Raw genomic sequence first — 21,986 nt, 5'->3', positions numbered from 1 at the left:
CTCCCTGGTTCAGAGCGGATGCGGTAGCAGCTCCACTCTGCCGGGAGGTTCTCGTCACATCAGGGAAGCCAGATCAAACAACGTCCCTGGGCAGTACACCTAGCGCTCACCACCCGAGAACTCGGGGCACATGCCCCAGATGCCCAGGCCCTCGGCCTGGGCATCGTGCTGTGCGGCGAGCAGCGCCGCGTAGTGCGCGTCGTTGCGCCCCACCCGGATCGCCTCGCCCGCTCCGGATGCCACCAGCTCCCGGTTGACGAAGGTCCCGTCCTGGGTCCACACGTAGAGCAGCGCACGACCGTACCGATCGCGCTCCTCGATGTCCGCCGCCGCCCACACGGGCGCGCCCACCGGCGCCATCCGCCGCAGCGCCTCGCGCGCCTCGTCGGCCCCGCACTCGGGCTCATCCGACCCGGACGCCCCCGGCCCCTCGGGCGTATCCACCCCGATCAGCCGCACCCGCTCGACACCCCCGTCGGCCCGCTCCAGGCTCAGCGTGTCGCCGTCATGCACATACTCGACGACCCACCGCTCGGCCCCCTCCGGCACCCCTCCCGAAGGCGTCCCGGTCCCAGGCCGCAGGCCCGACCACCACACCAATGCGGCCCCGACCACGACCACAACAGCCGCCACCACGCTCAGTCCCCGCCGCATCCCGGCCCTCATCCCTCCCCCGTCACCTCGACCGCTGTCGCCCGCCCCGCGGCACAGCGCACCACCCCGCGGCACAGCGCACCACCCCGCGGCAGAGCGCAGGCGCAAGGGGGTCCGGTCGCGAACTAGGGGGGAGCGAAGCGACCCGGGCCCCAAGTTCGCGACCGGATCCCCCGGAGCCGGAGCGGTCTGAACCCCGGAGCCGAAGCGGCCCTGAAGCCGGAGCGGAACCTACCGCAGCCCCGCCGCGACAGCCGCCGTGACCTCCAGCCAGGCCTCCCGCGACTCGTCGCTGAGCGCGTCGTAGTCGATCACGTCGCCGCGGTCGAGCGCGGGGTCGAACGGCACGGACACGACCTCGCGCGTCAGCTCGCCCATGTGCCGCAGCAGGCGGCGCTCGAGGTCCGGGTAGCTGGTGGGCGACGGGTGGCTCATCACGGTGACGGCGTTGCGCAGCTTCTCCTCGTGGCCGTGCGCGACGAGCGTGTCGGCCATCGAGGCGAGCGTGCGGGCGCTGTCCTCCTTGACGATGGTGGTGAGCACGAGCACGTCGGCGGCCGCGACGGCGGACTGCCACGTGCCGGCCTTCGAGTTGTTTCCGGTGTCGACGATGATGACGCGGTAGGAGCGGGCGAGCGTGTCGTGGAGCAGGCCGAACGCCTCCTCGTCGATCACGTCGCTGTCGCCGTCGAGGCTCTGCGACGCGAGCACGTCGAACTTGTTCTCGCCCTGGGCGCGCACGAAGTCGATGAGGTCGGCGGCGCTGAGCGGCGCATCCGTCTGCTGCACGTGGTTGAGCAGGTCGATCGCGGTGTGGTCGTGGTCGGGCGAGCGCAGGGCTCGGATGCCGAGCGTGCCCTTGTACTCGTTGTTGTCCCACGCGAGCACGCTGCCGCCGCGCACGCGACCGAGGGTCGCGCCGAGCAGGTAGGTCGTGGTGGTCTTGCCGACGCCGCCCTTCTCGCCGATGACCGCGATGGTCTTGCGGCCCGAGAACGCGCGCTGGATGGTCTCGCGGCGGTCGCGGCGCGCCTGCTCCTCCTTGCCCGGCTTGAGGCGGAAGCCCATGCGGTTGAAGGATCCGCGCCAGCCCTCGGTCGCGGGGATGGGCTTGGTCGGCGCCGCGGTCTCGGCGAAGTCACGGGCCGTGAGCAGGCGGGCCGAACGTCGGGTGAGCGGCTCCGCGCCCGCGTCGTCGGGCACGACCGACTCGGTGTCGACGGGGGCGGCCGCGGCCGACACCGGGGCGGGCCCGGCGGGCGCGGGCTCCGGCTGCGCGGGGCTCTCGGCGGCAGCGACGGCCGGCGCGGACCGCGGCACGCTCGTCACGATCTCGGGCGCGAGCACGGACGGACCGGAGACGACGGCGGGCGCGGGCGACTCGATCGCCTCCTCGACGGCGCCGTCCGGAGCGACGATCAGCGTGCGCAGCCCGTCGCTGCCGCTCGCCGCGACCCGCACCGGGCGGCCGTACTGCTGCGCGACCTCGACGACCATCGCGAGCACCGCCTTGCGGGCGCCCGCGGCGTCCGGGGCGCTGACCGGACGGGTGGAGCCGTCGACGGTCACCATTCCGGACCCGTCGTCATCGGTCACGACCGAGATGCGGGGCCGGTCGGGGATGTCGTCGCGATCGGTCACGGGGTCTCCTTGGCTGTGCGTCGACGCGGGACCTGGCATTCTGTGCGGATCCGCGTGAAAGAACTCGGAATCAACCGTACCCGCGCGCGATCCGAGCTCCGCGCACGGAACGGGGCCGCCCGCAGCACGGATCGGCCCGTTCGCGGTTCGGCTCAGGCGCCGGGCGTCTGGGTCTGGCCCGCAGCGGGCTGGTCGCCGTCGAAGACGTCCTTGACCTTCTCGGTCGCGTCGCCGGCGACGTCCTGCACCTTGGCGACGACGTCCTCCGAGACGTCCTTGACCTTCTCGGTCGCCTCGGCGGCGAACTCCTTGACGTTCTCCGTGGCCTCCGTCGCGAACTCCTTGACGTTCTCGGTCGCCTCGGCGGCGAACTCCTTGACGTTGGCGGTCGCCTCGGTCGCGGCCTGCTCGGCGCCGCCGAAGACCGACTTGGCCCACTCCGTGAAACCCATGGTGATTCCCTCCCGAATCTGCGGGAGCGCGCTCGCGCTCCCTGCGCCAGGGTAGCGGTCGCACCCCCACTGTGTGGGACTGCGGCGGCGGGGAGGCCTCCCCAGGCGGCACCGCGTAATCTGGCGGAATGGCGCAGACGGGACGGGGCGGCAGGCGACGCGGCGCTCCCGCGCGCACGGCGCGCGCACGCACCCCTCAGCGGCGCGTCCCGAGCCCGCAGCCCGGGCCCGCACCGCGGCCCGCCCCGGAGGAGCCCCGCACCTTCCGGCTGGGCGCGGTGGCCGGCGCGACGCCCGGCAAGTGGATCGACCGCTGGCGCGAGCGGATGCCGCACGTCGCGCTCGAGCTGGTGCCGCTCGCCGCCGAGGAGCAACGCACGTCCATCCTCGCCGGCGACGTGGACGCGGCGATCGTGCGGCTGCCCATCGACCACGAGGACCTGCACGTGATCGCGCTGTACGACGAGGAGCCGGTCGTGGTCGCGTCCGTCGACTCGGCGCTCACCGCGGCGGACGAGCTCGACCCCGAGGATCTGGCGGGCGAGGTCGTGATCACCCCGCGCGACGACGTGCTCGGAACGCTCGAGCTGCCCGGCACGGAGCCGCCGCGCTTCGAGGCGCCCGAGACCACGGCCGACGCGATCGCGACCGTGGCCGCCGGGGTCGGCGTCGTGATCGTGCCGATGTCGCTCGCGCGCCTGCATCACCGGCGCGACGTGACGTACCGCCCGCTGCGCGGCGGGCCGGTCTCGTCCGTGGCGCTCGCGTGGCACGCCGACCGCACCACGCCCGACGTGGACGCCTTCGTGGGGATCGTGCGCGGCCGCACATCCAACTCGTCGCGCGGCTAGGCCCCGCCGGGAGGGTCGCGCAGCAGGTCGATGCGCTCCGCGAGGTAGGAGGCGAGGGGCATCAGCGCACCGGACGCCGCCCAGCGGATCATCGCCCGGTCGCCGTCCCAGGTGAGCGGGCCGTCGGATCCGCCCGCGGCCACGGCGGGCAGGTCGATCGCGCGCCAGCCCAGGTTCACCGTCTCGCCCGCCGCGAACCCGCCGCGCAGCGCCAGGGCGCGCAGCTCGGCGCGCCGCCGCGCGGACTCCGCCGCGTAACCGCGCCGCCCCGGATCCTGCGCGCGCAGCACCTCGTCGGCCTCGAGCACCTCGGTGTCGCCGATCAGCAGCGCGCCCACGCGCCACGCGTCGCCGACCCGCGTCATCCGCGGTCCGGCGCCCAGCACCGCGCGCACGCGTCCCGGCTCCCGGATCTCGCCGAGCGCCTCGCGCGGCAGCCCCGCGAGGCGGCCGCGGGCGTCGTCGAACAGCCGCGAGACGTCGTCCCTCACGATGCGCCCCGCTCCACCGTCCACCGCGCGAGCCGCCGGACCAGGGCGCGGTGCCCCTCCGGCTCGTACGAGCGCTCGTCGTGTCCCAGCACGTCGACCGCGATGCGCGCGGCGCCATGCTCGCGCACCCAGGCGGCCGGCTCGGGGCCCGTGCCCGCCTCGTCCCCCTCGTGCCAGGCGACCGGCGTCGACCGGCCGATCGGCTGCAGGCGGCAGTACCGCTCGTCCTGCACGTCGAAGTCCTCGCCCCAGTCCGCCTCGGTCCGGATCCGCGTGACCCCGGCGGCCGGGTGGAACGACGTGCCCGGCAGCCAGACCGCCCCCACGGCCGGCGCCCACTCCGGATGGTCGCGGAGGCTCGCGACTGCGCTGTGCAGGGCGAGCACCCCGATTCCGCGGGCGAGCGCGGCGGCGAGGCCGTCGACGGAGGCCGCCGGCGGCGCGATCCTCTCCCCCTCCCACCAGGGATCCCCGGCCGCGACCACGAGCAGGTCGACGCCGACGAGCGCGGCGAGCGCCCGGTCGACATCCGGCACCACGTCGACGTCGAAGCCGTCGCCGCGCAGGATGTCCGCGACCGCGGCGCCCGTGCGCGCGAACGGATGCCACGGGTCGGCATAGCGCCCGGTTCCGACGGCCACCAGTGCCCGCGGGGTGGTCTGCGTCGACATGCCGCCTCCGATCGGTCTCGTCGATCATCTCAGCGCACGCGACGGCGCCGCGCCCGGGGGAAGCGTGACGCCGCCTCAGGCGTGGGATGCGCGGCCCGACGGCAGCGTGCGCAGCGGAGCGACCGGCGCCGCGTGCTCGCCGTGGATCTCGCGATGGAGGCTCTCCATGCGCGCGTCGAGCTCCGCGGCCGTGATCGCGGCCTCTCGCAGGCTGTCGGTGAGCCGGGTCGGCACCTGCTTGTCGTACTTGTAGTAGATCTTGTGCTCGAGGCTCGCCCAGAAGTCCATGGCGATCGTCCGGAACTGCACCTCGACGGGCACGTGCACCGTCCCGGTGGACAGGAACACCGGGACCTCGACGATCGCGTGCAGGCTCTTGTAGCCGTTCGGCTTGGGGTTCGCGATGTAGTCCTTCACCTCGCGGACCGTGACGTCGTCCTGGGACACCAGCAGTTCGAAGAGCCGGTACACGTCACGCACGAAGCTGCATGTGACCCGCACTCCGGCGATGTCCGTGATCTGAGCCCGGATGGACTCGAGGTCCGGCTCGATGCCCTTGCGGGCGACCTTCTCGGCTATCGAGTCCGGCGACTTCAGCCGGCAGCTGACGTTCTCGACCGGGTTGTACGCGTGGGCGTGCTCGAAGTCCTCGCGCAGGATCGACATCTTCGTCTCGATCTCACGCATGCCGAAGCGGTACTCCGCGAGGAACCGGGTCATCTCGTCGCGCAGCCCGCGGACGTGCTCGATCAGGTCGTCGTCGACCGGGAGGGACGTCATGCCCGTCACGCTAGGAGCCGGGTCTACGAGTGGGCTGGGAGCCGGGAGGCAGCCGAACCTCTCCCGCGTGTTTCCGCGGGCCCACGCGCACGTTGCGTCACTCGCCAGGAAGGACCGTTAGGGTCCCAACGATTTCCCGTATCCTGGTCCACATGGGCATCCTTCACTACGGCACGGACTCGACGCCGATCCACATCGACGATCGAGCGCTGGCGCATCTCAAAGTGGTCGTCGTCAGCAAGCTCCGTCGCCAGGAGAGCTTCCCGGTGTCGTGGCAGCACCCCGAGGAGGACGGTGCGGGTCGCAGCACCATCTGGCTGAACCCCTCGATCCCCGTGCGCTTCCAGTTCGACGCGGCCGTGGCTCCCGAGCTGAACCGCGAGTGGCTCGAGGAGCTGGCGCAGTCGGCCAACGCGCTCGGCGGCATCACCCTGGTGTCCGAGCACGTCCACGGCGAGGCCTCACCGTCGCTCCAGCCGGCGGCTCCCGCCGCGACGCCCGCGGCCTGACCCCTTCAGACCCGCCCTCCCCCCGAAGCGAAGTCCCCGCCCGGCTGATGCCGTGGCGGGGACTTCGCGGTTCTCGGGTCACTCCTCCGGGGAGCCGATGTCCGCCGGGTCCGGCGGCTCGGGCATGACGGTCAGCCCGTTGGGCCCGCTCGCGGCCTTCATCATCTCGTCGAGCCACGCGCGATTGATGCGCGGCGCCCTGCCGCCCGAGAAGTGGAACTGGAGCGGCACGGACGGGTGCAGCCAGAAGCTCCGCCGCCCGATCCCGTCGCCCAGCTTGGTGTCGTACATGAACGGCTCGCCTCGGCGCAGCTTGTTCATGACGACGATGCGCAGATGCGCGAGGGTCCGGTCGTCGACCTCGACCGAATCGCCGCCTGCTCCGTAGATGAATCGCCCCATAGTCGCGACAATACTCACCTTGCGAGCGCGCGACAGTCCCGCGGCCCGCGGAACGACGCTTCGTGACCCTAAACGAAGGTATCGATACCGGTATACGAGCCGGGGACCCTCATCCGCTTCACTGGTCGGGACTGGTCTCCTGTCGTCCGTGGACCTCGCCGCGCCATCCGCCGGTCTCGGCGCCGCGGCTCTCGATGAACTTCTTGAACCTCTGCAGATCGAGCTGAGCCTGCGCGTCGTCGATGTTGAGGGCCGCGCCCACCTTCTCGATGAAGCCCTCCGGCTCCCACTCCATGCGCAGCTTCACGCGCGTCTCGTTGCCGTGCGGCTGGAAGTCGACGCGGCCGGCGTGGAAGGTCCCGTCCGTGCTCTGCCACGCGACGTGCGAGTCGGGCACCTGGTCCACGATGTCGGCGTAGAAGTCCTCCTCCTTGCCGGCGATGCTGACCGTCCAGTGCGTGCGCACGTCGTCGATCTGCCGCACCTCCTTCACCGCGCCCAGGAACTCCGGGAACGACTCGAACTGGGTCCACTGGTTGTAGACGACGTCGACCGGGGCGTCGACGTCGATCTCGGCGGTCAGGGTGGTGGTCATGTCATGCCTCCATTGCTCGGTCACTCACGTTGTGCAGTCGACGCTAGGCACGTCGCGCGCGGGCATGAACGGGGTTGACGTAGGCAGGAGCGGTCATTAGAACCCGCCCGCCTTCCCCCCTCCGGCTCACTGAGCGGGAGCACTTCTCGCCCGCGGCGCCGATTGTCAACCCCGTGGCGACCCGCCGCCCGGCGCTCGTAGCGTGCAGGCATGTCAGACACGAACAGCGACGAGACCGTCGAGGAGACCGCCGGCATGCGGTTCGCCTTCTGGAGCTGGATGGCGATCGTGATCGCGGGCCTCGCCGTCATGATCGTGCTGCCGCTGGCCGGGAGGTGAGCATGCGCGCCGTCAAGGACAACGCCCTGAGCCTGTTCTTCCTGGCCCTCTTCGCGCTCACGGTGCTGGGACAGGCGCTCGTCGGCCACGCGAACGAGAACGAGGAGCTCATCCGGCACGACCAGGCCCCCGTCTCGCTGGGCGAGTTCGTGACGTCGTCCGAGTTCCTGGTCGACGTGTCGGAGAACTGGCAGTCGGAGTTCCTGCAGTTCTTCCTGTTCATCCTCGCCACGGTGTGGCTCGTGCAGCGCGGGTCGCCCGAGTCGAAGAAGCCCGGTGACGAGGGGCTCGGCACCGACGAGGACCAGATGGTGGGACGCCACGCCCGCCCCGACTCGCCGCCGTGGGCGCGGGCGGACGGGTGGCGCCGCTGGCTGCTCGCGAACTCGATGCTGCTCGTGATGGGCACGATCTTCCTGCTGTCATGGTGGGCGCAGTCGCTCGGCGGGCTCGTCGTCGCGAACCAGGAGGCGATGGACCACGGCGAGCTGCCGATGACGTGGCTGTCCTACGTCGCGAGTCCCGAGTTCTGGAACCGGACGCTGCAGAACTGGCAGTCCGAGTTCCTCGCGGTCGGCTGCATGGTCGCCTTCTCGATCTACCTGCGCCAGCGCGGCTCGGCCGAGTCCAAGCCCGTCGGAACCCCGAACGGCACCGCGGCGCTCGAGTCGGAGTAGGCCCGCACGCGGAGAGGGGCGGAGCAGCTGCTTGAGCCGGTTCGACAGCTCCTGGCTCGTGTGGATCTCCTGCTCGGCGTTGGCCTTCAGGAGTGCGAGGGCGTCGGTCGCACCGAGCACCTGGACCGGCAGGATGAGCGCCTCGTACGCCGCCATCTCGTAGTGCTCGTTGCCGAGGGCCGCCGAGAGCGTGACCTGGTCGCGCAGCTCGGGCGCCGTGCGCGCGATGAGCGCCTCGGCCTGCTTGCCGATGCCCTTCGTGCTGGGCGACGCGGCGGTCGACTCGGGCACCTCGAGGAGCGTGAAGACCTGCTGCAGGTTCGCGATCTGCTCGCGGGTCTCCTCCGCGTGGTGCGTGAAGAGCTTCTTGATGTCGGCCGACTTCGCGGCCTCGGCGAGCTCGCCGAGCGCCGCGAGCGAGTCCTCCTCCATCGTCATGGCGGTGCGCAGCTGGAAGCGCAGCAGGTCCTCCGGGGTCTCCAGGTGGGTCTGGCTCATGTGGTCCTCCTTGCGTCTGCGGTCGCCGGCGGTCGGCCGGCACGTCGTCGACCGTAGGCATGCCGGCCGTGCCGTCGTCAGGGGATTGCGCCCGGCCGCATACGCCGCTACGCACGCCCGCTGGGCGGGGGTACGGCCGAGGCGCGCTTCTGTCAAGCCGCTTCTTGCCTCCGGGAACCGCTCCTAGCGTCGCTCCAGGGGGAGCGACGACGGGACTGGATCACATGAGAAGCAATCGAATGGCCGCCTCGGCGCTGATGGCGGGCGGGATCCTCGTCCTCACGACCGCGTGCGCGGTCGGCACGGGAGGTGCCGACGACTCCGGCGCCGAGTACGACTCGGAGGCCGAGCTCACCGGCGAGCTCAGCGTCATGGGCTTCGGCGGCGTGGACGAGGTCGCGACCACCCGCATGGACCTGGCGAAGGAGGCGCTCGGCGAGGTCGAGGTCTCGGTCGCCGAGGGCGAGCTCGACCTGCAGCAGTTCCTCTCGGCGGCCGCGACGGGCGACCCGCCGGACCTCATCTACGCCAACCGCGACCAGATCGGATCGCTCGCGGCGCGCGGCGCGATCGTCCCGCTCGAGCGCTGCATCGAGGGCGAGGGCATCGACACCGGGATGTTCGTGGAGTCGGCGATCGAGCAGGTCACGCTCGACGGCCAGGTCTACGGCATCCCGGAGTTCAACGTCGTGCAGGTCACGATGGCCAACGCCGACCTGCTCGAGCAGGCGAGCCTCGAGCTGTCGGACGTCGACGGGTCCGACTGGGAGGCCGTGAGCGCGGCGAACGAGGCGCTGACGAGCTCGGACGGGGGCAAGCTGAGCGTGATCGGGTACGACAGCAAGCTGCCCGAGTTCTTCCCGCTGTGGGCCAAGGCGAACGGCGTCGACCTGCTCAGCGCCGACGGCCGCGAGGCGAACCTCGACGACCCGGGCGCGATCGAGGCGCTCGAGTGGGCGGTGTCGATCTACGACGCGCAGGGCGGGTTCGGCGACGTGAAGGCGTACCGCGACTCGGCCGACTTCTTCGGCGAGGGCAACCAGTTCGCGACCGACCTCCTCGGCGCGATGCCCATGGAGCAGTGGTACATCAACGTGCTGGGCGACGTCTCGCCGGATGCGCCGATGGCGTTCACGACGGTCAAGGACCGTCAGGGCGAGCCGATCGCGTTCTCCTCTGGCTCGGCGTGGGCCATCCCGGCCGGCGCCGCCAACCCGGAGGCCGCGTGCCGCTGGGCGCGCGTGATGACCGCGGTCGACTCGTGGGAGGCCGCCGCGCAGGCCCGCGTGGACCTGCGCGAGGAGGAGGGCAAGCCCTTCACCGGCCTGCTGACGGGCAACGCCGAGGCCGACGAGCTCATCCGGGGCATGGTCACCTCGGGCGGCGAGCCGTGGGACACCGCGGTCGCGTCGACCTACGAGGCGAACGAGCACACGTTCGCGCTGCCCGCCAGCCCGGCCGACGCGGAGTTCGAGTCGGCGATGCAGGATGCGGTGAACTCGGTGCTCTCGGGCGAGGCTGAGCCCGCCGACGCTCTGGCGGAGGCGCAGCAGACCGCGCAGAAGGCGCCCGACGACGCCTGGGCCGAGATGGAGCAGTCGCAGGAGGAGGGATGACCCGGCGCGAGAACCGCGCCGCGCTGCTCTTCCTGTCGCCGTGGCTGATCGGGTTCGCGGTCTTCACCGCGTGGCCCCTCATCTACAGCGCCTACCTGTCGCTGACCGACTACGACGTGATCAACGATCCGACGTTCGTCGGCTTCGACAACTACGCGGAGCTGTTCTCCGACCCCAAGGTGGCCCTGGCCCTGTCGAACACCCTGTTCTTCACGGTCGTGCAGGTGCCGCTGTACGTGATCGTCTCGCTCGCGCTGGCCCTGCTGCTGGCGCGAGCGGGACGCGCGTCCGGGTTCTTCCGGACCGTGTTCTTCCTGCCCAAGATGACCCCGCCGGTGGCGGTGGGCATCCTGTTCCTGCTGCTGTTCAACGGACAGAACGGCCTGTTCAACACGGCGCTCGGCACGGTCGGGATCGACGGGCCGTCCTGGACCACCGACCCGGCCTGGGTGAAGCCGGGTCTGGTGATCATGAGCCTGTGGACGGTCGGCGCGTCCGTCCTCATCCTGCTCGCCGCACTGCGCGGTGTGCCGGATGAGCTGCACGAGTCGGCGCGCATCGACGGCGCCGGATGGTGGCGGCAGTTCCTCAGCGTGACGCTGCCCATGATCAGCCCGGCCGTGTTCTTCATCGTCGTCGTGAACACGATCGCGGGCCTGCAGACCTTCGACGAGGCCTACACCGCGTTCTTCGGCGCCGGCAACACCACCTACGGCAACGACGCCGCCCTGTTCTATGTGATCTACCTGTTCCAGCAGGCGTTCCAGTTCCTCAACATGGGGTACGCGGCCGCCATGGCGTGGCTCCTCTTCCTGGTGATCATGGTCGTCACGGCGATCCAGGCGGTCGTCTCGCGGCGCCTGGTCCACTACGAGGGAGGGACCGCGCGATGAGCACGCTGTCCGGATCGCTGGGGAAGCCCGGGCCGCTCGGTCAGGCCGAGGCCCTCGTCGCCGCCCCGGTGACGGCCGACGCGCAGGACGAGCCCGCGGTGCACCGGAAGCGCCTCCCGTCGCGGCGCCGACAGACGCGGGCGGGGCGCGTCCTGACCGTGATCGCGCTGACCGCGGTGGGCGTCGTCTTCCTGTACCCGTTCGTGTGGCTGGTGAGCGCCTCGTTCAAGCCGCGCGGCGAGGTGTTCGACAACCGGCTGATCCCCGAGACCTTCATCCTCGACAACTACGTGCAGGTCTGGCAGGAGGCGCCGCTCGCGCTCTGGCTCACCAACACGCTGCTGGTCACGGTCCTCGCGGCGACCACCGTGACGCTCTCCAGCGCGATGGTCGCGTGGGCCTTCGCGTACTACCGGTTCAGGGGGCGCGGGCCGCTGTTCGCGCTCGTGCTGGGGTCGATGATGCTGCCGGGGGCCGTCACGATGATCCCCACGTTCCTGATCTGGAACTCGCTCGGAACGGTGAACACGCTGATCCCGATGTGGGCGCACAACCTGTTCGGCAGCGCGTTCTACATCTTCCTGCTGCGCCAGTTCATGCTGTCGCTGCCGCGCGACCTGTTCGACGCGGCCCGGGTCGACGGCGCCAACCCGTGGCAGGTGTTCTGGCGGATCGGGCTGCCGCTCAGCCGCCCCGCGATCGCGGTGACGCTCGTGTTCGAGGTGCAGGCGGTGTGGACCGACCTGATGCGATCGCTGATCTACCTGCGGGACTCGGCCAACTTCACGGTGCCGCGGGGACTCAAGGCGCTCGTCGACAACTTCGGCTTCGGCGGCGAGTAGCACTGGGAGATCCTCGTGACCGCGAGCGTGATCACGACCATCCCCATGATCGTGCTGTTCTTCGTCGGCCAGAAGCACATCATCGAGGGCGTGACGGCCGGCGGCGTGAAGGGCTGACGCGGGCGTCTGTTCGGGCGCTCAGTCCTCGGGGCCGCGGCGCGCGTCGAACGCGCGCTCGTAGCGCTCGGCGGCCTCGTCGAGCAGCTCGGGCGTCAGCGTGGCGAGGGGCCGGATGTCGGCCAGCAGCGGCTCGCAGTCGGGCCCGCGGCCGACCGTGCGGCCGTCGAGCACCCACGCGAACCGGTCCGGGTTCTTCTCGGCGAGCTCGGCGTACTGGCGCACCTGTCGGGCGAGCCAGTCCTCGAGCGGACGCGTCCACCACGACTCGGGATGCAGCGGGTTGACCGACAGGCCGGGCAGATCGAGCCCGCTCTCGGTGTCGCGGCTCTGCTCGGCCGCGTCGTGCTCGGGGCCCTCCGAATAGCGGATGTACGACGCGTCGCGCCCGCGCACGAACTCCGCCAGCTCGGCGAGCGAGCCGAGCTTCGGCAGCGAGCCGGGGGGCGTCACCCTCAGTCGACCTGCTCCGACTGCGTCTCGATGTAGGCGCGGTCGTCGTCCGTCAGGCGCGCGCCCTGCCCGACGTCCTTCCCCGTGATCTCGGAGATCGCGGCGATCAGGGGCGGCGGCAGCTGCGCGTCCAGGTTGGCCAGGAGCAGGTGCTTCCCGTCGATCGGCAGCTCGGGCCACCAGGTGTGGATCGGCGGCAGTTCGGTGTGCATGGCGCCCCCTTCGGTCGTCCTGCTCCGACGGTAGGACGCGCGGGGGTCGCACTCAACGGGTTGACTTGTGCGCCGGGATCAGCCACGCGGCGAGTGCGATGCCGATCGCACCGCCGACGAGCTGCGCCGCAATGTAGGCCGGTGCGGAGCTCGGCGCGATGCCCGCGCAGCTGGAGCCCCACGTCGGCGGGCGACAGGCGGGCCGCCATGATCCCCGAGCCGATCACGACCGAGGCGAGCAGCGCCGATCCGAGGAACTCGCCGGCGAGCTCGCGCGGCGAGACCGCGCGCGGAGCGGGGGGAGCGCTGGGACGGGCGGCCGCGACCTGCTAATTCATAGACAGTCGCCTATGAATCGAGAGGAATCCGCGCGAATCAGCCCCGCAGGACGTCGGCGATGCGGTCGAGCGCCCCGGGCACCAGCGCGTAGTAGGCCCATGTCCCGCGCTTGCTGCGCGCCAGGAACCCCGCCTCGGTCAGCACCCGGAGGTGATGCGACACCGTCGGCTGCGCGAGCCCGACCGGGTCGATCAGGTCGCACACGCAGGCCTCCTGACCCTCGCTCGCCGCCACGATGGACAGCAGTCGCAGCCTCGCCGGATCGGCGAGGGCCTTCATCGTGCGCGCGAGGTCCTCGGCCTCGGCGGCCGCGAGCGGCTCGCGCTGCAGCGGCGCGCAGCACGCGCCGGCGGGCTGGATGACGTCGAGTGCGGGACCGGGCATGCATCGATCATAGTCGATATTGACATCCATCGATAGAGCGGTGCAGACTCGAACATCGACAGCCATCGATATCCTGTCCAGGAGCCGCACATGACCCTCATCGACCTCACCCCCGCTCCCGCCGCGACGGCGCGGGCGAACGCGCTTCCCGTCGCCATCATCGGCGCGGGGCCCATCGGGCTCGCCGCGGCCGCTCGCCTGACCGAGCGCGACATCCCGTTCGTCGTGCTCGAGAAGGGCGAGTCGGCCGGCGCCGCGATCCGCGAGTGGGGCCACACGCGCCTGTTCTCGCCGTGGGAGCACCTGGTCGACGACGCCGCCGTGCGACTGCTCGGCGCCTCCGGATGGCAGGCGCCCGCCGCGGGGCGCGCCCCCTCCGGTCGCGAACTGGTGGACGAGTACGTCGCGCCGCTCTCGGCACATCCGGCGATCGCCCCGCACCTGCGCACGGGCGTCGAGGTGCTGGCCGTGACGCGCGAGGGCATGGACCGGACGCGCACCGCGGGTCGCTCCCGGGCGCCGTTCGCCCTGCGCCTGCGGCTGGCGGACGGCACGATCGTCGACGAGACCGCGAGCGCCGTGATCGACGCCTCGGGCACCTGGGGACAGGCGAACCCGCTGGGGTCGGGCGGGCTCGCCCCGCTCGGCTGGGACGCGGTCGCCGACCGGGTCGCTCCGGCCCTCCCCGACGTGCTCGGCGCCGACCGGGAGCGCTTCGCCGGCCGCCACACGACCGTCGTGGGCGCCGGGCACTCCGCCGCGAACACGCTCATCGCCCTCGCGTCGCTCGCGCGCGACGAGCCGGGCACCCGCGTGACGTGGCTCATCCGCAACGCGGCGGCCGCCCGGATCTCGACCGGCGGCGACGAGCTCGAGGGGCGCGGAGCGCTCGGCGCCCGGCTCGAACGTCTCGTGGCGGACGGCCGCGTGGAGGTGCTCGACCGGTTCGAGATCCTGCGCGCCGAGCCCGCCGGCGACGGCGTGCGCCTGCACGGCCGGCGCGCGGGCGAGGCAGCGGCGCACGACACCGACCTGGTGGTGGCCGCGACGGGCTTCCGGCCGGACCTCGGCATGCTGCGCGAGCTGCGGCTCGAGCTCGACGACATCGTCGAGGCGCCGCGTCGCCTCGCGCCCCTCATCGACCCCAACGTGCACTCGTGCGGCACGGTGTCGCCGCACGGGTACCGCGAGCTGGCGCACCCCGAGCAGGGCTTCTTCATCGTGGGCATGAAGAGCTACGGCCGGGCGCCGACGTTCCTGCTCAAGACCGGGTACGAGCAGGTTCGCTCGGTCGTCGCGTGGCTCGCGGGCGACGCCGCGTCGGCGGGGCGCGTCGAGCTGACGCTTCCCGCGACCGGGGTGTGCTCGACGTCCGCGGGCGGATGCTGCTGACGGCCGAGAATGGATCCGTGATCTCGATCCGCGACCTGACGCCCGAGGACTGGCCCGCGGTCGAGCGCATCTACCGGGAGGGCATCGACACGGGCGTCGCCACGTTCGAGACCGCGACCCCGTCGTGGGAGGCGTTCGACGCGGGCAAGGTCGCCGCGCCGCGGCTCGTGGCCGTCGACGAGACCGGCGCGGTGCTCGGCTGGGCGGCCGCCTCGCCCGTCTCGGCGCGGCCGGTGTACCGCGGCGTGATCGAGCACTCGATCTACATCGCGTCGGCCGCGCGCGGGCGCGGCGTCGGGCGCGCGCTGCTGCGGGCCTTCGTCGCGGCGGCCGACGCCGCTGGGTACTGGACCATCCAGTCGTCGGTCTTCCCGCAGAACTCCGCGAGCTTCCGCCTGCACCTCGCGGAGGGCTTCCGCGAGGTCGGCCGCCGGGAGCGGATCGCGCAGGCCCAGGCGGGCCCGCACACGGGCGAGTGGCTCGACACGATCCTGCTGGAACGCCGCCGCCCCGACTGAGCGAGGACGCCCCCGTGGTCGTTGAGCGAGCGAAGCGAGTCGAAACGGCGTCGAACCCGCCGGCACGCTTCGACCGTTTCGTCTCCCTCGCTGGCGCTCGGTCGCCCAACGAGCACCCCGAGCGCCGCCGGCGGCTCCCACCGCACATAGACTTGCATCTATGGATGCCGCACGCTCGCTCGCGACGCTCGCGGATCCGACGCGCGCGCGCATCCTGCGGCTGATCCTCGACGCACCGGACGGGCGCGCTCGCGTCGGCGAGCTCGCCGAGCGCCTGGAGCTGCGCCAGCCGACCGTGAGCCACCACATGAAGGCGCTGCTCGCCGAGGGTCTGGTGACGCGCGAGCAGGACGGCCGCCGGGCCTGGTTCTCGGTCGCGCCCGATCGCGTCGACGCGGTCGCCGAGCTCGTGGGCGCCGCCCCGCGCGGCGCCGAACCCGACCTCGACCGCATCGCGGCCGACCTGGCGCTGCGCTTCCGCGGGGTCTTCAGTCCCGAGACCGTCGCGGCGTACGTGCGCGAGAGCCGCGACCTGCTCGCCCGCGGCGACGAGCCGCCCCGGCACCTCGCCTCGCGCACGGCGGCCTTCGCCGCCGGACGGCTCGAGGCCCTCGCGCGCGCGGACCGCTCCCACCGCGACCGCCCCGAGGTGCTGTTCGTCTGCGTGCAGAACGCGGGCCGCTCGCAGCTGGCGGCGGGCATCCTGCGGCACCTCGCGGGGGATCGCGTGCGCGTGCGCACCGCCGGGTCGCTTCCGGCGCCCGACATGCGCTCGACCATCGCGCTCGCGCTCGACGAGATCGGCGTGACGGTCGGCGGGGAGTTCCCGAAGCCCCTGACCGACGAGGCCGTGCGCGCGGCGGACGTCGTAGTCACGATGGGCTGCGGCGACGTCTGCCCGGTGTACCCCGGCATCCGCTATCTGGACTGGGATCTCGCGGATCCCGCGGGCCTGCCGCTCGAGGGCGTGCGCCCCATCCGCGACGACGTCGAGCGCCGCGTCCGCGCTCTGCTGGACGAGCTGCTCTGACGCCGGCGACGCCCGGAAGGTATGCGAAATGCATGCGGTGCGGCGTCGGAAGGTGCGTTTCGCATACCTTCGCACCCCGGCGCCGCTCAGCGGCGGCGCAGCAGCTCGATGAACTCGTCGGCCATCGCGAGCTGGGCGCGCGCCTTCTCGCGGCGCTCCTCCGCGTCGGCGATCAGGCGCGCCAGACGCTCCCTCGCGACCGCGTGCTCCGGGTCGGCATCGAGACCGTCGGCGATGCGCAGCAGCTCGGCCATCTGCTCGAGCGAGTATCCGAGCGGCTTCATGCGGCGGATCAGCAGCAGGCGTGCGAGGTCGCGCTCCGTGTAGAGCCGGAAGCCGCCGTCGGTGCGCGCCGAGGGCTTGAGCAGGCCGATCTCGTCGTAGTGCCGGATGGTGCGCAGCGACAGCTCTGCGCGCTCGGCGAGCTCGCCGATGTGCATGGTCCCGCTTCGCACGGCGTCGTCATCCAGCACGCGGCCCCCTCCCGGAGCTCAACCCTCACGTTACGGTAGGGTTGAGCGCGCCCGCGGCTCTCGCGCGGCGCAGTCATCCATTATCCGGCGGTCTCCCCTGCGTCCCGCGCGCCTGCCCACGCCCTGGAGGATCCATGCCCCCTGTCCTGACGTCGGCCGACGGCCGGTTCGCGACCTCCGTGCGCGATGCGCTGCGCTCGCCGCGACTGCTCACGCGCGAGGTGCTCGCCGGGCTCGTGGTGGCGCTGGCGCTGATCCCCGAGGCGATCGCGTTCTCGATCATCGCGGGCGTCGACCCGCGGGTCGGCCTGTTCTCGTCGTTCGTCATGGCGGTCGCCATCGCGTTCCTCGGCGGACGCCCGGCCATGATCTCGGCGGCGACCGGCGCGGTGGCGCTCGTGATCGCACCCGTGATGCGCGACCACGGCCTCGACCACCTGCTCGCCACCGTGATCCTGGCCGGCGTCATCCAGGTCGCGCTCGGCCTGCTCGGGGTCGCGAAGCTGATGCGGTTCATCCCGCGCAGCGTGATGGTCGGCTTCGTGAACGCGCTCGCCATCCTGATCTTCCTGTCGCAGCTCGAGCAGCTCGTCGACGTGCCCTGGATGGTGTACCCGCTCGTCGCCGCGGGCCTGCTGCTCCTGTGGCTGTTCCCGAAGCTGACCCGCGCCGTGCCCGCACCGCTGGTGGCGATCGTGCTGCTCACCGCCGTCGTCGTGGTGTTCGCGATCGACGTGCCGACCGTGGGCGATCAGGGCGCGCTGCCCGAGAGCCTGCCGTTCCTGCTCATCCCGAACGTGCCGCTCACGCTCGAGACGCTCGGGATCATCGGGCCGTACGCGCTCGCGATGGCGGCGGTCGGCCTGCTCGAGTCGCTCATGACGGCGAAGCTCGTGGACGACATCACCGACACCCGCTCGTCGAAGACGCGGGAGTCGTGGGGCCAGGGCGTCGCGAACGTGCTCTCCGGCCTGTTCGGCGGCATGGGCGGCTGCGCGATGATCGGCCAGACCATGATCAACGTCAAGGCGTCGGGAGCCCGGACCCGCATCTCGACCTTCCTCGCGGGCGTGTTCCTGCTGATCCTGGTCGTGGCGCTCGGCGATGTGGTCGCGATCATCCCGATGGCGGCGCTCGTGGCGGTCATGATCATGGTGTCGGCGCTCACCTTCGACTGGCACAGCATCCTGCCGTCGACCCTCTCGCGGATGCCGAAGAGCGAGACCGCGGTGATGGTCACGACCGTGGCGCTGACGGTCATCACGCACAACCTCGCGATCGGCGTGATCGTCGGCGTGATCGTCGCGGCCGTGCTGTTCGCGCGCCGCGTCGCGCACTTCACGACGGTCGAGCGCGCCGTGGCACCCGATGGCTCGGAGGCGCGCTACACGGTCGACGGCGAGCTGTTCTTCGCGTCGTCGAACGACCTCACCACGCAGTTCGAGTACGTCGACGACCCGGCTCGCGTCGTGATCGACATGTCGCGCTCGCACGTGTGGGACGCCTCGTCGGTCGCCGCGCTCGACGCGATCGTCACGAAGTACGAGCGCCACGGCGCCGAGGTCGAGATCGTCGGGATGAACGAGGCCACCGCGGGCATCCACGGCCGCCTCTCGGGAGGGCTCGGTGGCGAGCACTGACCCCACCTTCGCGGCGGGGCGATCCCGGTCTGGCGCAACACATAGATCGTGATCTATGCTTTAGGCACACCCCGCCGATCGAGGAGAGCGCCCATGACCGCCACCAAGCCCACCGTCCTGTTCGTGTGCGTCCACAACGCCGGGCGCTCGCAGATGGCCGCCGGATGGCTGCAGGCGCTCGCGGGCGACCGGGTCGAGGTCCTCTCGGCCGGCTCGGCGCCCAAGGACGAGATCAACCCCGTCGCGGTGCAGGCCATGGCCGAGGAGGGCGTCGACATCGCCGGCAACACCCCCAAGGTGCTGACCGTCGAGGCCGTCAAGGAGTCCGACGTCGTCATCACGATGGGCTGCGGCGACGCCTGCCCGATCTTCCCCGGCAAGCGCTACGAGGACTGGCAGCTCGACGACCCGGCCGGCCAGGGCATCGAGGCCGTGCGCCCCATCCGCGACGAGATCAAGGCCCGCGTCGAGGCCCTGATCGCCGAGATCGCGCCCGCGACGGCCCACTGACCCCCCCCGACGCGACGCCGAGAACCCGAACCCGCCGTCGCACCCCCGCTCCCGCACGCGGTCACGACCGAGGACCTCGCCACGGCCGACGTGGTCGTCACGATGAAGCCGGGCCTGCAGCTGCCCGGCCCGGTGCGGGGCGAGCTGGTCGAGTGGGTGTTCCCCGACCCGGAGAGCTGGGACGACGCGGGCATCCGCGGCCTGCGCGACTGCGCGGCGCGCAGACGCTCGTGCAGGGCTCCGCGGTGGCCGAGCGCTGGGGGACGCGCGACTACGGCGCGATCAACGGCGTGTTCGCCACGCCCATCACGATCGTCGCGGCGCTCGGCCCGACGCTCGGCCCCGTCGCGGCGACCGCCGCGGGCGGCTACGGCGCGGTCGCGATCGCGGCCGCGGGGGTCGCGCTGCTGGGCGCGCTGATCGCCCGGTGGTCCTGATCCGCGACGAGCGGGGGCCGATACTTCATCGATCGCGAAAGATCGCATGATCTTTCGGGGCATCGGACGGGCAAGAACCGTTGTGCGCGGTGGGAATCTGGTTCCACCCCACCGACATCCCGGAGCGACGATGACGAGCATTCTGGAGACCCCGGCCACGACGGCCCCCGCCCTGCCGACCACGGAGACCGCCGGCCACGCGATCGTCCGCACGCTCGAGGAGCACGGCATCCCGCGCGCGTACGTCGTACCGGGCGAGAGCTACCTCGAGGTGCTCGACGGCCTGCACGCCTCGTCGATCGAGACGATCGTGTGCCGCCAGGAGGGCGGCGCCGCATACATGGCCGAGGCCGAGGGCAAGCTCAGCGACCTGCCCGGCATCGTCATGGTGACGCGCGGCCCCGGCGCGGCGAACGCTCTGGTGGGGCTCCACACGGCCTGGCAGGACTCCACCCCGCTCGTGCTGTTCGTCGGGCTCATCCCGATGGACCACCGCGGCCGCGAGGCGTTCCAGGAGTTCGACATCCACGGCTGGTTCGACAAGGGCGCCAAGCGCGTGCTGGTGCTGGACTCGGCCGAGCGCGCCTCCGAGACCGTCGCCGAGGCGATCTTCGCGGCCCGCTCCGGCCGCCCCGGCCCGGTGGTCGTCGGCCTGCCCGAGGACGTCATCCGGCGCGAGGTGCCCGTCACGGTGCATCCGCCGATCCCGGTCGCCGCCGGCGGCGTCTCGATCTCCGACGCGGCCGCGCTCACCGAGGCGCTGCGCGAGGCCGAGAAGCCCCTGTTCGTCACGGGCGGCAGCGACTGGACCCCCGAGGCGTCGGCGCAGCTGACCGCGTGGCTCGAGAAGCACGGCATCGCCGCGGCCGCCGAGTGGCGCACGGAGGGCGTCGTGGGCTTCGACTCGCCGAGCTACGTCGGCCCCATCGGGTACGGCCGCCCCAAGCCCACCTACGACCTGTTCGAGGAGACCGACCTGCTGGTCTTCGTCGGCACGGTCCCCGGCGACGTGCTGACCAGCGGCTACATCGCCCGCCAGGGCTGGCACCGCCGCAACTTCCTGATCACGATGGACGCCTCGCTGCGCGGGCGCTCGGGCGCCGTGTCGCACCAGATCGTCGCCAAGCCGAGCGCGTTCGTCCGCGACCTGCAGGCGCTGGACGTGCCCACCAAGCCCGAGTGGGCCGAGTGGACAGCGCGGATGCGCGGCCAGCAGGAGGAGTTCGCGGCCCTTCCGCCCGCGCGCACCGACGCCGAGGCGCCCGCCCGCATGGACACGCTCATGGCGCACCTCGTGCCGCAGCTGCAGGACGACGCGCTCGTCACGCTGGGCGCGGGCGAGCACACGAACTGGGCGCACCGCTACTTCCCGGTCCGTCAGTATCCGGCCATGGTGAGCGCGGGCAACGGCTCGATGGGGTACTCGATCCCCTCGGCCGTCACCGCGTCGCTGCGCTTCCCCGGCCGCCAGATCGTCACGATCGCGGGCGACGGCGAGTTCCTCATGAACGGCCAGGAGCTCGCGACCGCGCGGCAGTACGGCGCCGCTCCCCTGGTCGTCGTGATGGACAACCAGGAGTACGGCACCATCCGCACGCACCAGGAGCGCCACCACCCGGGCCGCATCTCGGGCACCCAGCTCGTGAACCCCGACTTCGCCGCCATGGCGGTCGCCTTCGGCGGCTTCGGCGTGCGCGTGGAGCGCGACGCCGACGTGCCCGCCGCCGTCGCCGCGGCGCTCAAGGCCCAGCGCGAGGGCCGCTTCGCCCTCATCCACCTGATCGTCGGTCAGCGCGCCCAGGCGTACTGACCGTCACCCCATCCGCCGCTCACGAAACGGAGAACACCCATGAAGCACGAGTTCGACACCGACGCCCTCCTCCACCTCGGCCGCCCCTACTGGTTCGACAGGCACCCCTCGCAGGCCGAGGGCGAGGACTTCTGATCCCCTGAACCGCCCGGTTCGGTCGCGGCGCGCGGAGCACGGACGCCCGCGCGCCGCGTCATGTCCGGGCACCACACGCGCGGCCGGCATCCACGTCTCCCGTCTCCGGATGCCGGCCGCGTGCCGTGTCAATCCCCTGGCGCGGGCGCGGCGCGCCGCGCGACGCTGGCGGCACCGAATGGAGGTGCCACATGAGCGAGAACACGACCGACCCGAACGAGCACCGCGGCCCGGAGGACGACCTCGTCAGCGAGGATCCGGATCTCTCGACGGGTGAGGACCCGGTGATCGAGGACGGTCCCGCCGAGCTGGACGACGAGCCCGGCATGGCCGACCCGCCGACGGACGTCCCGCCGGCCGGCGGAGGCGCGGACCTCGGCGTCGAGGACGCCAACCAGGGCGGCGCGACCCTGGGCGGCGGCGAGGTGGGCGGCCACCACGAGTACAGCTACGGCGGCGGCCAGCACCCCTCGCAGGCCGAGGGCGAGGACCCCGACGACCCGCACGACGCGGACACGCTCCGCCCGGAGGGCCACCCCTCGCAGGCCGAGGGCGAGGACGACGCCACCGCCTGACCGGCGCTCGTGGCCCCGACCTGCCGGAACGATGCGGCAGGTCGGGGCCA

27 protein-coding genes and 1 pseudogene are annotated in these 21,986 nt (G+C 72.1%); 15 read left to right on the top strand and 13 right to left on the bottom strand.

What is annotated here, in order from left to right; genetic code table 11:
• Nucleotides 1–99 precede the first annotated feature (99 nt).
• The 3 genes from ASD19_RS04330 to ASD19_RS04320 form a co-directional block, all read right to left on the bottom strand.
• The gene (locus ASD19_RS04330; protein WP_162246647.1) at nt 100–549 is read right to left on the bottom strand and encodes a thermonuclease family protein; all 450 of its coding nucleotides are present in this window, start codon (nt 547–549) and stop codon (nt 100–102) included.
• Between the two features lie 336 nt (nt 550–885).
• Nucleotides 886–2,295, bottom strand: coding sequence for a MinD/ParA family ATP-binding protein (locus ASD19_RS04325; protein ID WP_055988924.1), 1,410 nt, complete (start codon nt 2,293–2,295; stop codon nt 886–888).
• A gap of 152 nt (nt 2,296–2,447) precedes the next feature.
• The gene (locus ASD19_RS04320; RefSeq protein WP_055988923.1) at nt 2,448–2,747 is read right to left on the bottom strand and encodes a hypothetical protein; all 300 of its coding nucleotides are present in this window, start codon (nt 2,745–2,747) and stop codon (nt 2,448–2,450) included.
• Between the two features lie 128 nt (nt 2,748–2,875).
• On the opposite strand from ASD19_RS04320, the gene ASD19_RS04315 reads away from it, so the two are divergent.
• On the top strand, nt 2,876–3,598 hold the full coding sequence (locus tag ASD19_RS04315) for a LysR family substrate-binding domain-containing protein (protein WP_082542969.1): 723 nt from the start codon (nt 2,876–2,878) through the stop codon (nt 3,596–3,598).
• On the opposite strand, the gene ASD19_RS04310 is transcribed toward ASD19_RS04315, so the two are convergent.
• The 3 genes from ASD19_RS04310 to ASD19_RS04300 all read right to left on the bottom strand — a co-directional run bounded on the left by ASD19_RS04310 (nt 3,595) and on the right by ASD19_RS04300 (nt 5,540).
• Nucleotides 3,595–4,089 (bottom strand): hypothetical protein, encoded by a 495-nt coding sequence (locus tag ASD19_RS04310; protein WP_055988931.1) that lies wholly within the window; start codon nt 4,087–4,089, stop codon nt 3,595–3,597. The genes ASD19_RS04315 and ASD19_RS04310 overlap by 4 nt on opposite strands.
• Nucleotides 4,086–4,760, bottom strand: a complete 675-nt coding sequence (locus ASD19_RS04305; protein WP_055988922.1) for a ThuA domain-containing protein — start codon at nt 4,758–4,760, stop codon at nt 4,086–4,088. The genes ASD19_RS04310 and ASD19_RS04305 overlap by 4 nt, the downstream gene beginning before the upstream one ends.
• Before the next feature lie 75 nt (nt 4,761–4,835).
• Nucleotides 4,836–5,540: a GTP pyrophosphokinase gene (locus ASD19_RS04300; protein ID WP_055988930.1), complete on the bottom strand. Its 705-nt coding sequence runs from the start codon at nt 5,538–5,540 to the stop codon at nt 4,836–4,838.
• A 152-nt stretch (nt 5,541–5,692) separates the two neighbouring features.
• Here ASD19_RS04300 and ASD19_RS04295 point away from each other — a divergent pair, with 152 nt between their 5' ends.
• Entirely contained in the window at nt 5,693–6,049 is a 357-nt protein-coding gene (locus ASD19_RS04295; protein WP_055988921.1) for a DUF7882 family protein, read from the top strand.
• 78 nt (nt 6,050–6,127) lie between these two features.
• Here ASD19_RS04295 and ASD19_RS04290 read toward each other — a convergent pair whose 3' ends face one another.
• Together ASD19_RS04290 and ASD19_RS04285 are read right to left on the bottom strand one after the other, a co-directional pair.
• Nucleotides 6,128–6,451 (bottom strand): DUF7882 family protein, encoded by a 324-nt coding sequence (locus ASD19_RS04290; RefSeq protein WP_055988920.1) that lies wholly within the window; start codon nt 6,449–6,451, stop codon nt 6,128–6,130.
• Between the two features lie 118 nt (nt 6,452–6,569).
• Entirely contained in the window at nt 6,570–7,046 is a 477-nt protein-coding gene (locus ASD19_RS04285) for an SRPBCC family protein (protein ID WP_055988919.1), read from the bottom strand.
• Nucleotides 7,047–7,256: 210 nt separating this feature from the next.
• Between ASD19_RS04285 and ASD19_RS14895 the strand changes: the two genes are divergently transcribed.
• Together ASD19_RS14895 and ASD19_RS04280 are read left to right on the top strand one after the other, a co-directional pair.
• The gene (locus tag ASD19_RS14895; protein WP_268777923.1) at nt 7,257–7,385 is read left to right on the top strand and encodes a hypothetical protein; all 129 of its coding nucleotides are present in this window, start codon (nt 7,257–7,259) and stop codon (nt 7,383–7,385) included.
• A gap of 2 nt (nt 7,386–7,387) precedes the next feature.
• Nucleotides 7,388–8,062: a DUF6766 family protein gene (locus ASD19_RS04280; protein WP_055988918.1), complete on the top strand. Its 675-nt coding sequence runs from the start codon at nt 7,388–7,390 to the stop codon at nt 8,060–8,062.
• A gap of 84 nt (nt 8,063–8,146) precedes the next feature.
• Here ASD19_RS04280 and ASD19_RS13950 read toward each other — a convergent pair.
• Nucleotides 8,147–8,494 (bottom strand): annotated as a pseudogene (locus ASD19_RS13950) (DUF892 family protein); the annotation flags it as partial.
• Between the two features lie 305 nt (nt 8,495–8,799).
• Here ASD19_RS13950 and ASD19_RS04270 point away from each other — a divergent pair.
• Genes ASD19_RS04270 through ASD19_RS04260 form a run of 3 tightly spaced genes read left to right on the top strand, consistent with a single transcriptional unit; the run spans nt 8,800 to nt 11,911 of the window.
• Entirely contained in the window at nt 8,800–10,176 is a 1,377-nt protein-coding gene (locus ASD19_RS04270) for an ABC transporter substrate-binding protein (RefSeq protein WP_235562968.1), read from the top strand.
• Nucleotides 10,173–11,069 (top strand): carbohydrate ABC transporter permease, encoded by an 897-nt coding sequence (locus ASD19_RS04265; RefSeq protein WP_055988915.1) that lies wholly within the window; start codon nt 10,173–10,175, stop codon nt 11,067–11,069. The genes ASD19_RS04270 and ASD19_RS04265 overlap by 4 nt, the downstream gene beginning before the upstream one ends.
• Complete coding sequence (locus ASD19_RS04260; protein WP_235562967.1) at nt 11,066–11,911, top strand: carbohydrate ABC transporter permease; 846 nt, start codon at nt 11,066–11,068, stop codon at nt 11,909–11,911. The genes ASD19_RS04265 and ASD19_RS04260 overlap by 4 nt, the downstream gene beginning before the upstream one ends.
• 138 nt (nt 11,912–12,049) lie before the next feature.
• On the opposite strand, the gene ASD19_RS04255 is transcribed toward ASD19_RS04260, so the two are convergent.
• The 3 genes from ASD19_RS04255 to ASD19_RS04250 all read right to left on the bottom strand — a co-directional run bounded on the left by ASD19_RS04255 (nt 12,050) and on the right by ASD19_RS04250 (nt 13,416).
• Entirely contained in the window at nt 12,050–12,481 is a 432-nt protein-coding gene (locus tag ASD19_RS04255) for a DUF6098 family protein (RefSeq protein ID WP_235562966.1), read from the bottom strand.
• Between the two features lie 2 nt (nt 12,482–12,483).
• The gene (locus tag ASD19_RS14270) at nt 12,484–12,693 is read right to left on the bottom strand and encodes a hypothetical protein (protein ID WP_156377106.1); all 210 of its coding nucleotides are present in this window, start codon (nt 12,691–12,693) and stop codon (nt 12,484–12,486) included.
• 375 nt (nt 12,694–13,068) lie between these two features.
• Nucleotides 13,069–13,416 carry an ArsR/SmtB family transcription factor gene (locus ASD19_RS04250; protein ID WP_055988914.1) on the bottom strand — a complete coding sequence of 116 codons (348 nt, stop codon included), beginning with the start codon at nt 13,414–13,416 and terminating at the stop codon, nt 13,069–13,071.
• 90 nt (nt 13,417–13,506) lie between these two features.
• Here ASD19_RS04250 and ASD19_RS04245 point away from each other — a divergent pair, with 90 nt between their 5' ends.
• From ASD19_RS04245 to ASD19_RS04235, 3 genes are all read left to right on the top strand, one after another.
• Complete coding sequence (locus tag ASD19_RS04245) at nt 13,507–14,808, top strand: NAD(P)-binding domain-containing protein (RefSeq protein WP_055988913.1); 1,302 nt, start codon at nt 13,507–13,509, stop codon at nt 14,806–14,808.
• Entirely contained in the window at nt 14,799–15,326 is a 528-nt protein-coding gene (locus ASD19_RS04240) for a GNAT family N-acetyltransferase (protein ID WP_055988928.1), read from the top strand. Before ASD19_RS04245 ends, ASD19_RS04240 begins: the two co-directional genes overlap by 10 nt.
• Before the next feature lie 160 nt (nt 15,327–15,486).
• Nucleotides 15,487–16,356: a metalloregulator ArsR/SmtB family transcription factor gene (locus tag ASD19_RS04235; RefSeq protein WP_082542967.1), complete on the top strand. Its 870-nt coding sequence runs from the start codon at nt 15,487–15,489 to the stop codon at nt 16,354–16,356.
• A gap of 86 nt (nt 16,357–16,442) precedes the next feature.
• Here the strand turns inward: ASD19_RS04235 and ASD19_RS04230 are convergent, their stop codons facing one another.
• The gene (locus tag ASD19_RS04230) at nt 16,443–16,796 is read right to left on the bottom strand and encodes a MerR family transcriptional regulator (protein WP_055988912.1); all 354 of its coding nucleotides are present in this window, start codon (nt 16,794–16,796) and stop codon (nt 16,443–16,445) included.
• Between the two features lie 167 nt (nt 16,797–16,963).
• Between ASD19_RS04230 and ASD19_RS04225 the strand changes: the two genes are divergently transcribed.
• The 5 genes from ASD19_RS04225 (at nt 16,964) to ASD19_RS04205 (ending at nt 21,936) form a co-directional block, all read left to right on the top strand.
• Nucleotides 16,964–18,469, top strand: coding sequence for a SulP family inorganic anion transporter (locus ASD19_RS04225; RefSeq protein WP_055988911.1), 1,506 nt, complete (start codon nt 16,964–16,966; stop codon nt 18,467–18,469).
• A gap of 93 nt (nt 18,470–18,562) precedes the next feature.
• A complete protein-coding gene (locus tag ASD19_RS04220; RefSeq protein ID WP_055988910.1) occupies nt 18,563–18,979 on the top strand; it encodes an arsenate reductase ArsC in 417 nt (138 codons plus the stop codon).
• A gap of 245 nt (nt 18,980–19,224) precedes the next feature.
• A complete protein-coding gene (locus tag ASD19_RS04215) occupies nt 19,225–19,416 on the top strand; it encodes a hypothetical protein (RefSeq protein WP_156377105.1) in 192 nt (63 codons plus the stop codon).
• A gap of 130 nt (nt 19,417–19,546) precedes the next feature.
• Nucleotides 19,547–21,226 (top strand): thiamine pyrophosphate-dependent enzyme, encoded by a 1,680-nt coding sequence (locus ASD19_RS04210; RefSeq protein WP_055988908.1) that lies wholly within the window; start codon nt 19,547–19,549, stop codon nt 21,224–21,226.
• A gap of 326 nt (nt 21,227–21,552) precedes the next feature.
• Entirely contained in the window at nt 21,553–21,936 is a 384-nt protein-coding gene (locus tag ASD19_RS04205; protein ID WP_055988907.1) for a hypothetical protein, read from the top strand.
• Nucleotides 21,937–21,986: the final 50 nt, after the last annotated feature.

This window comes from Microbacterium sp. Root53 (assembly GCF_001426925.1).
In the GTDB taxonomy this organism is placed as follows: domain Bacteria; phylum Actinomycetota; class Actinomycetes; order Actinomycetales; family Microbacteriaceae; genus Microbacterium.
This window is presented reverse-complemented; position numbering and strand designations above follow the sequence as displayed.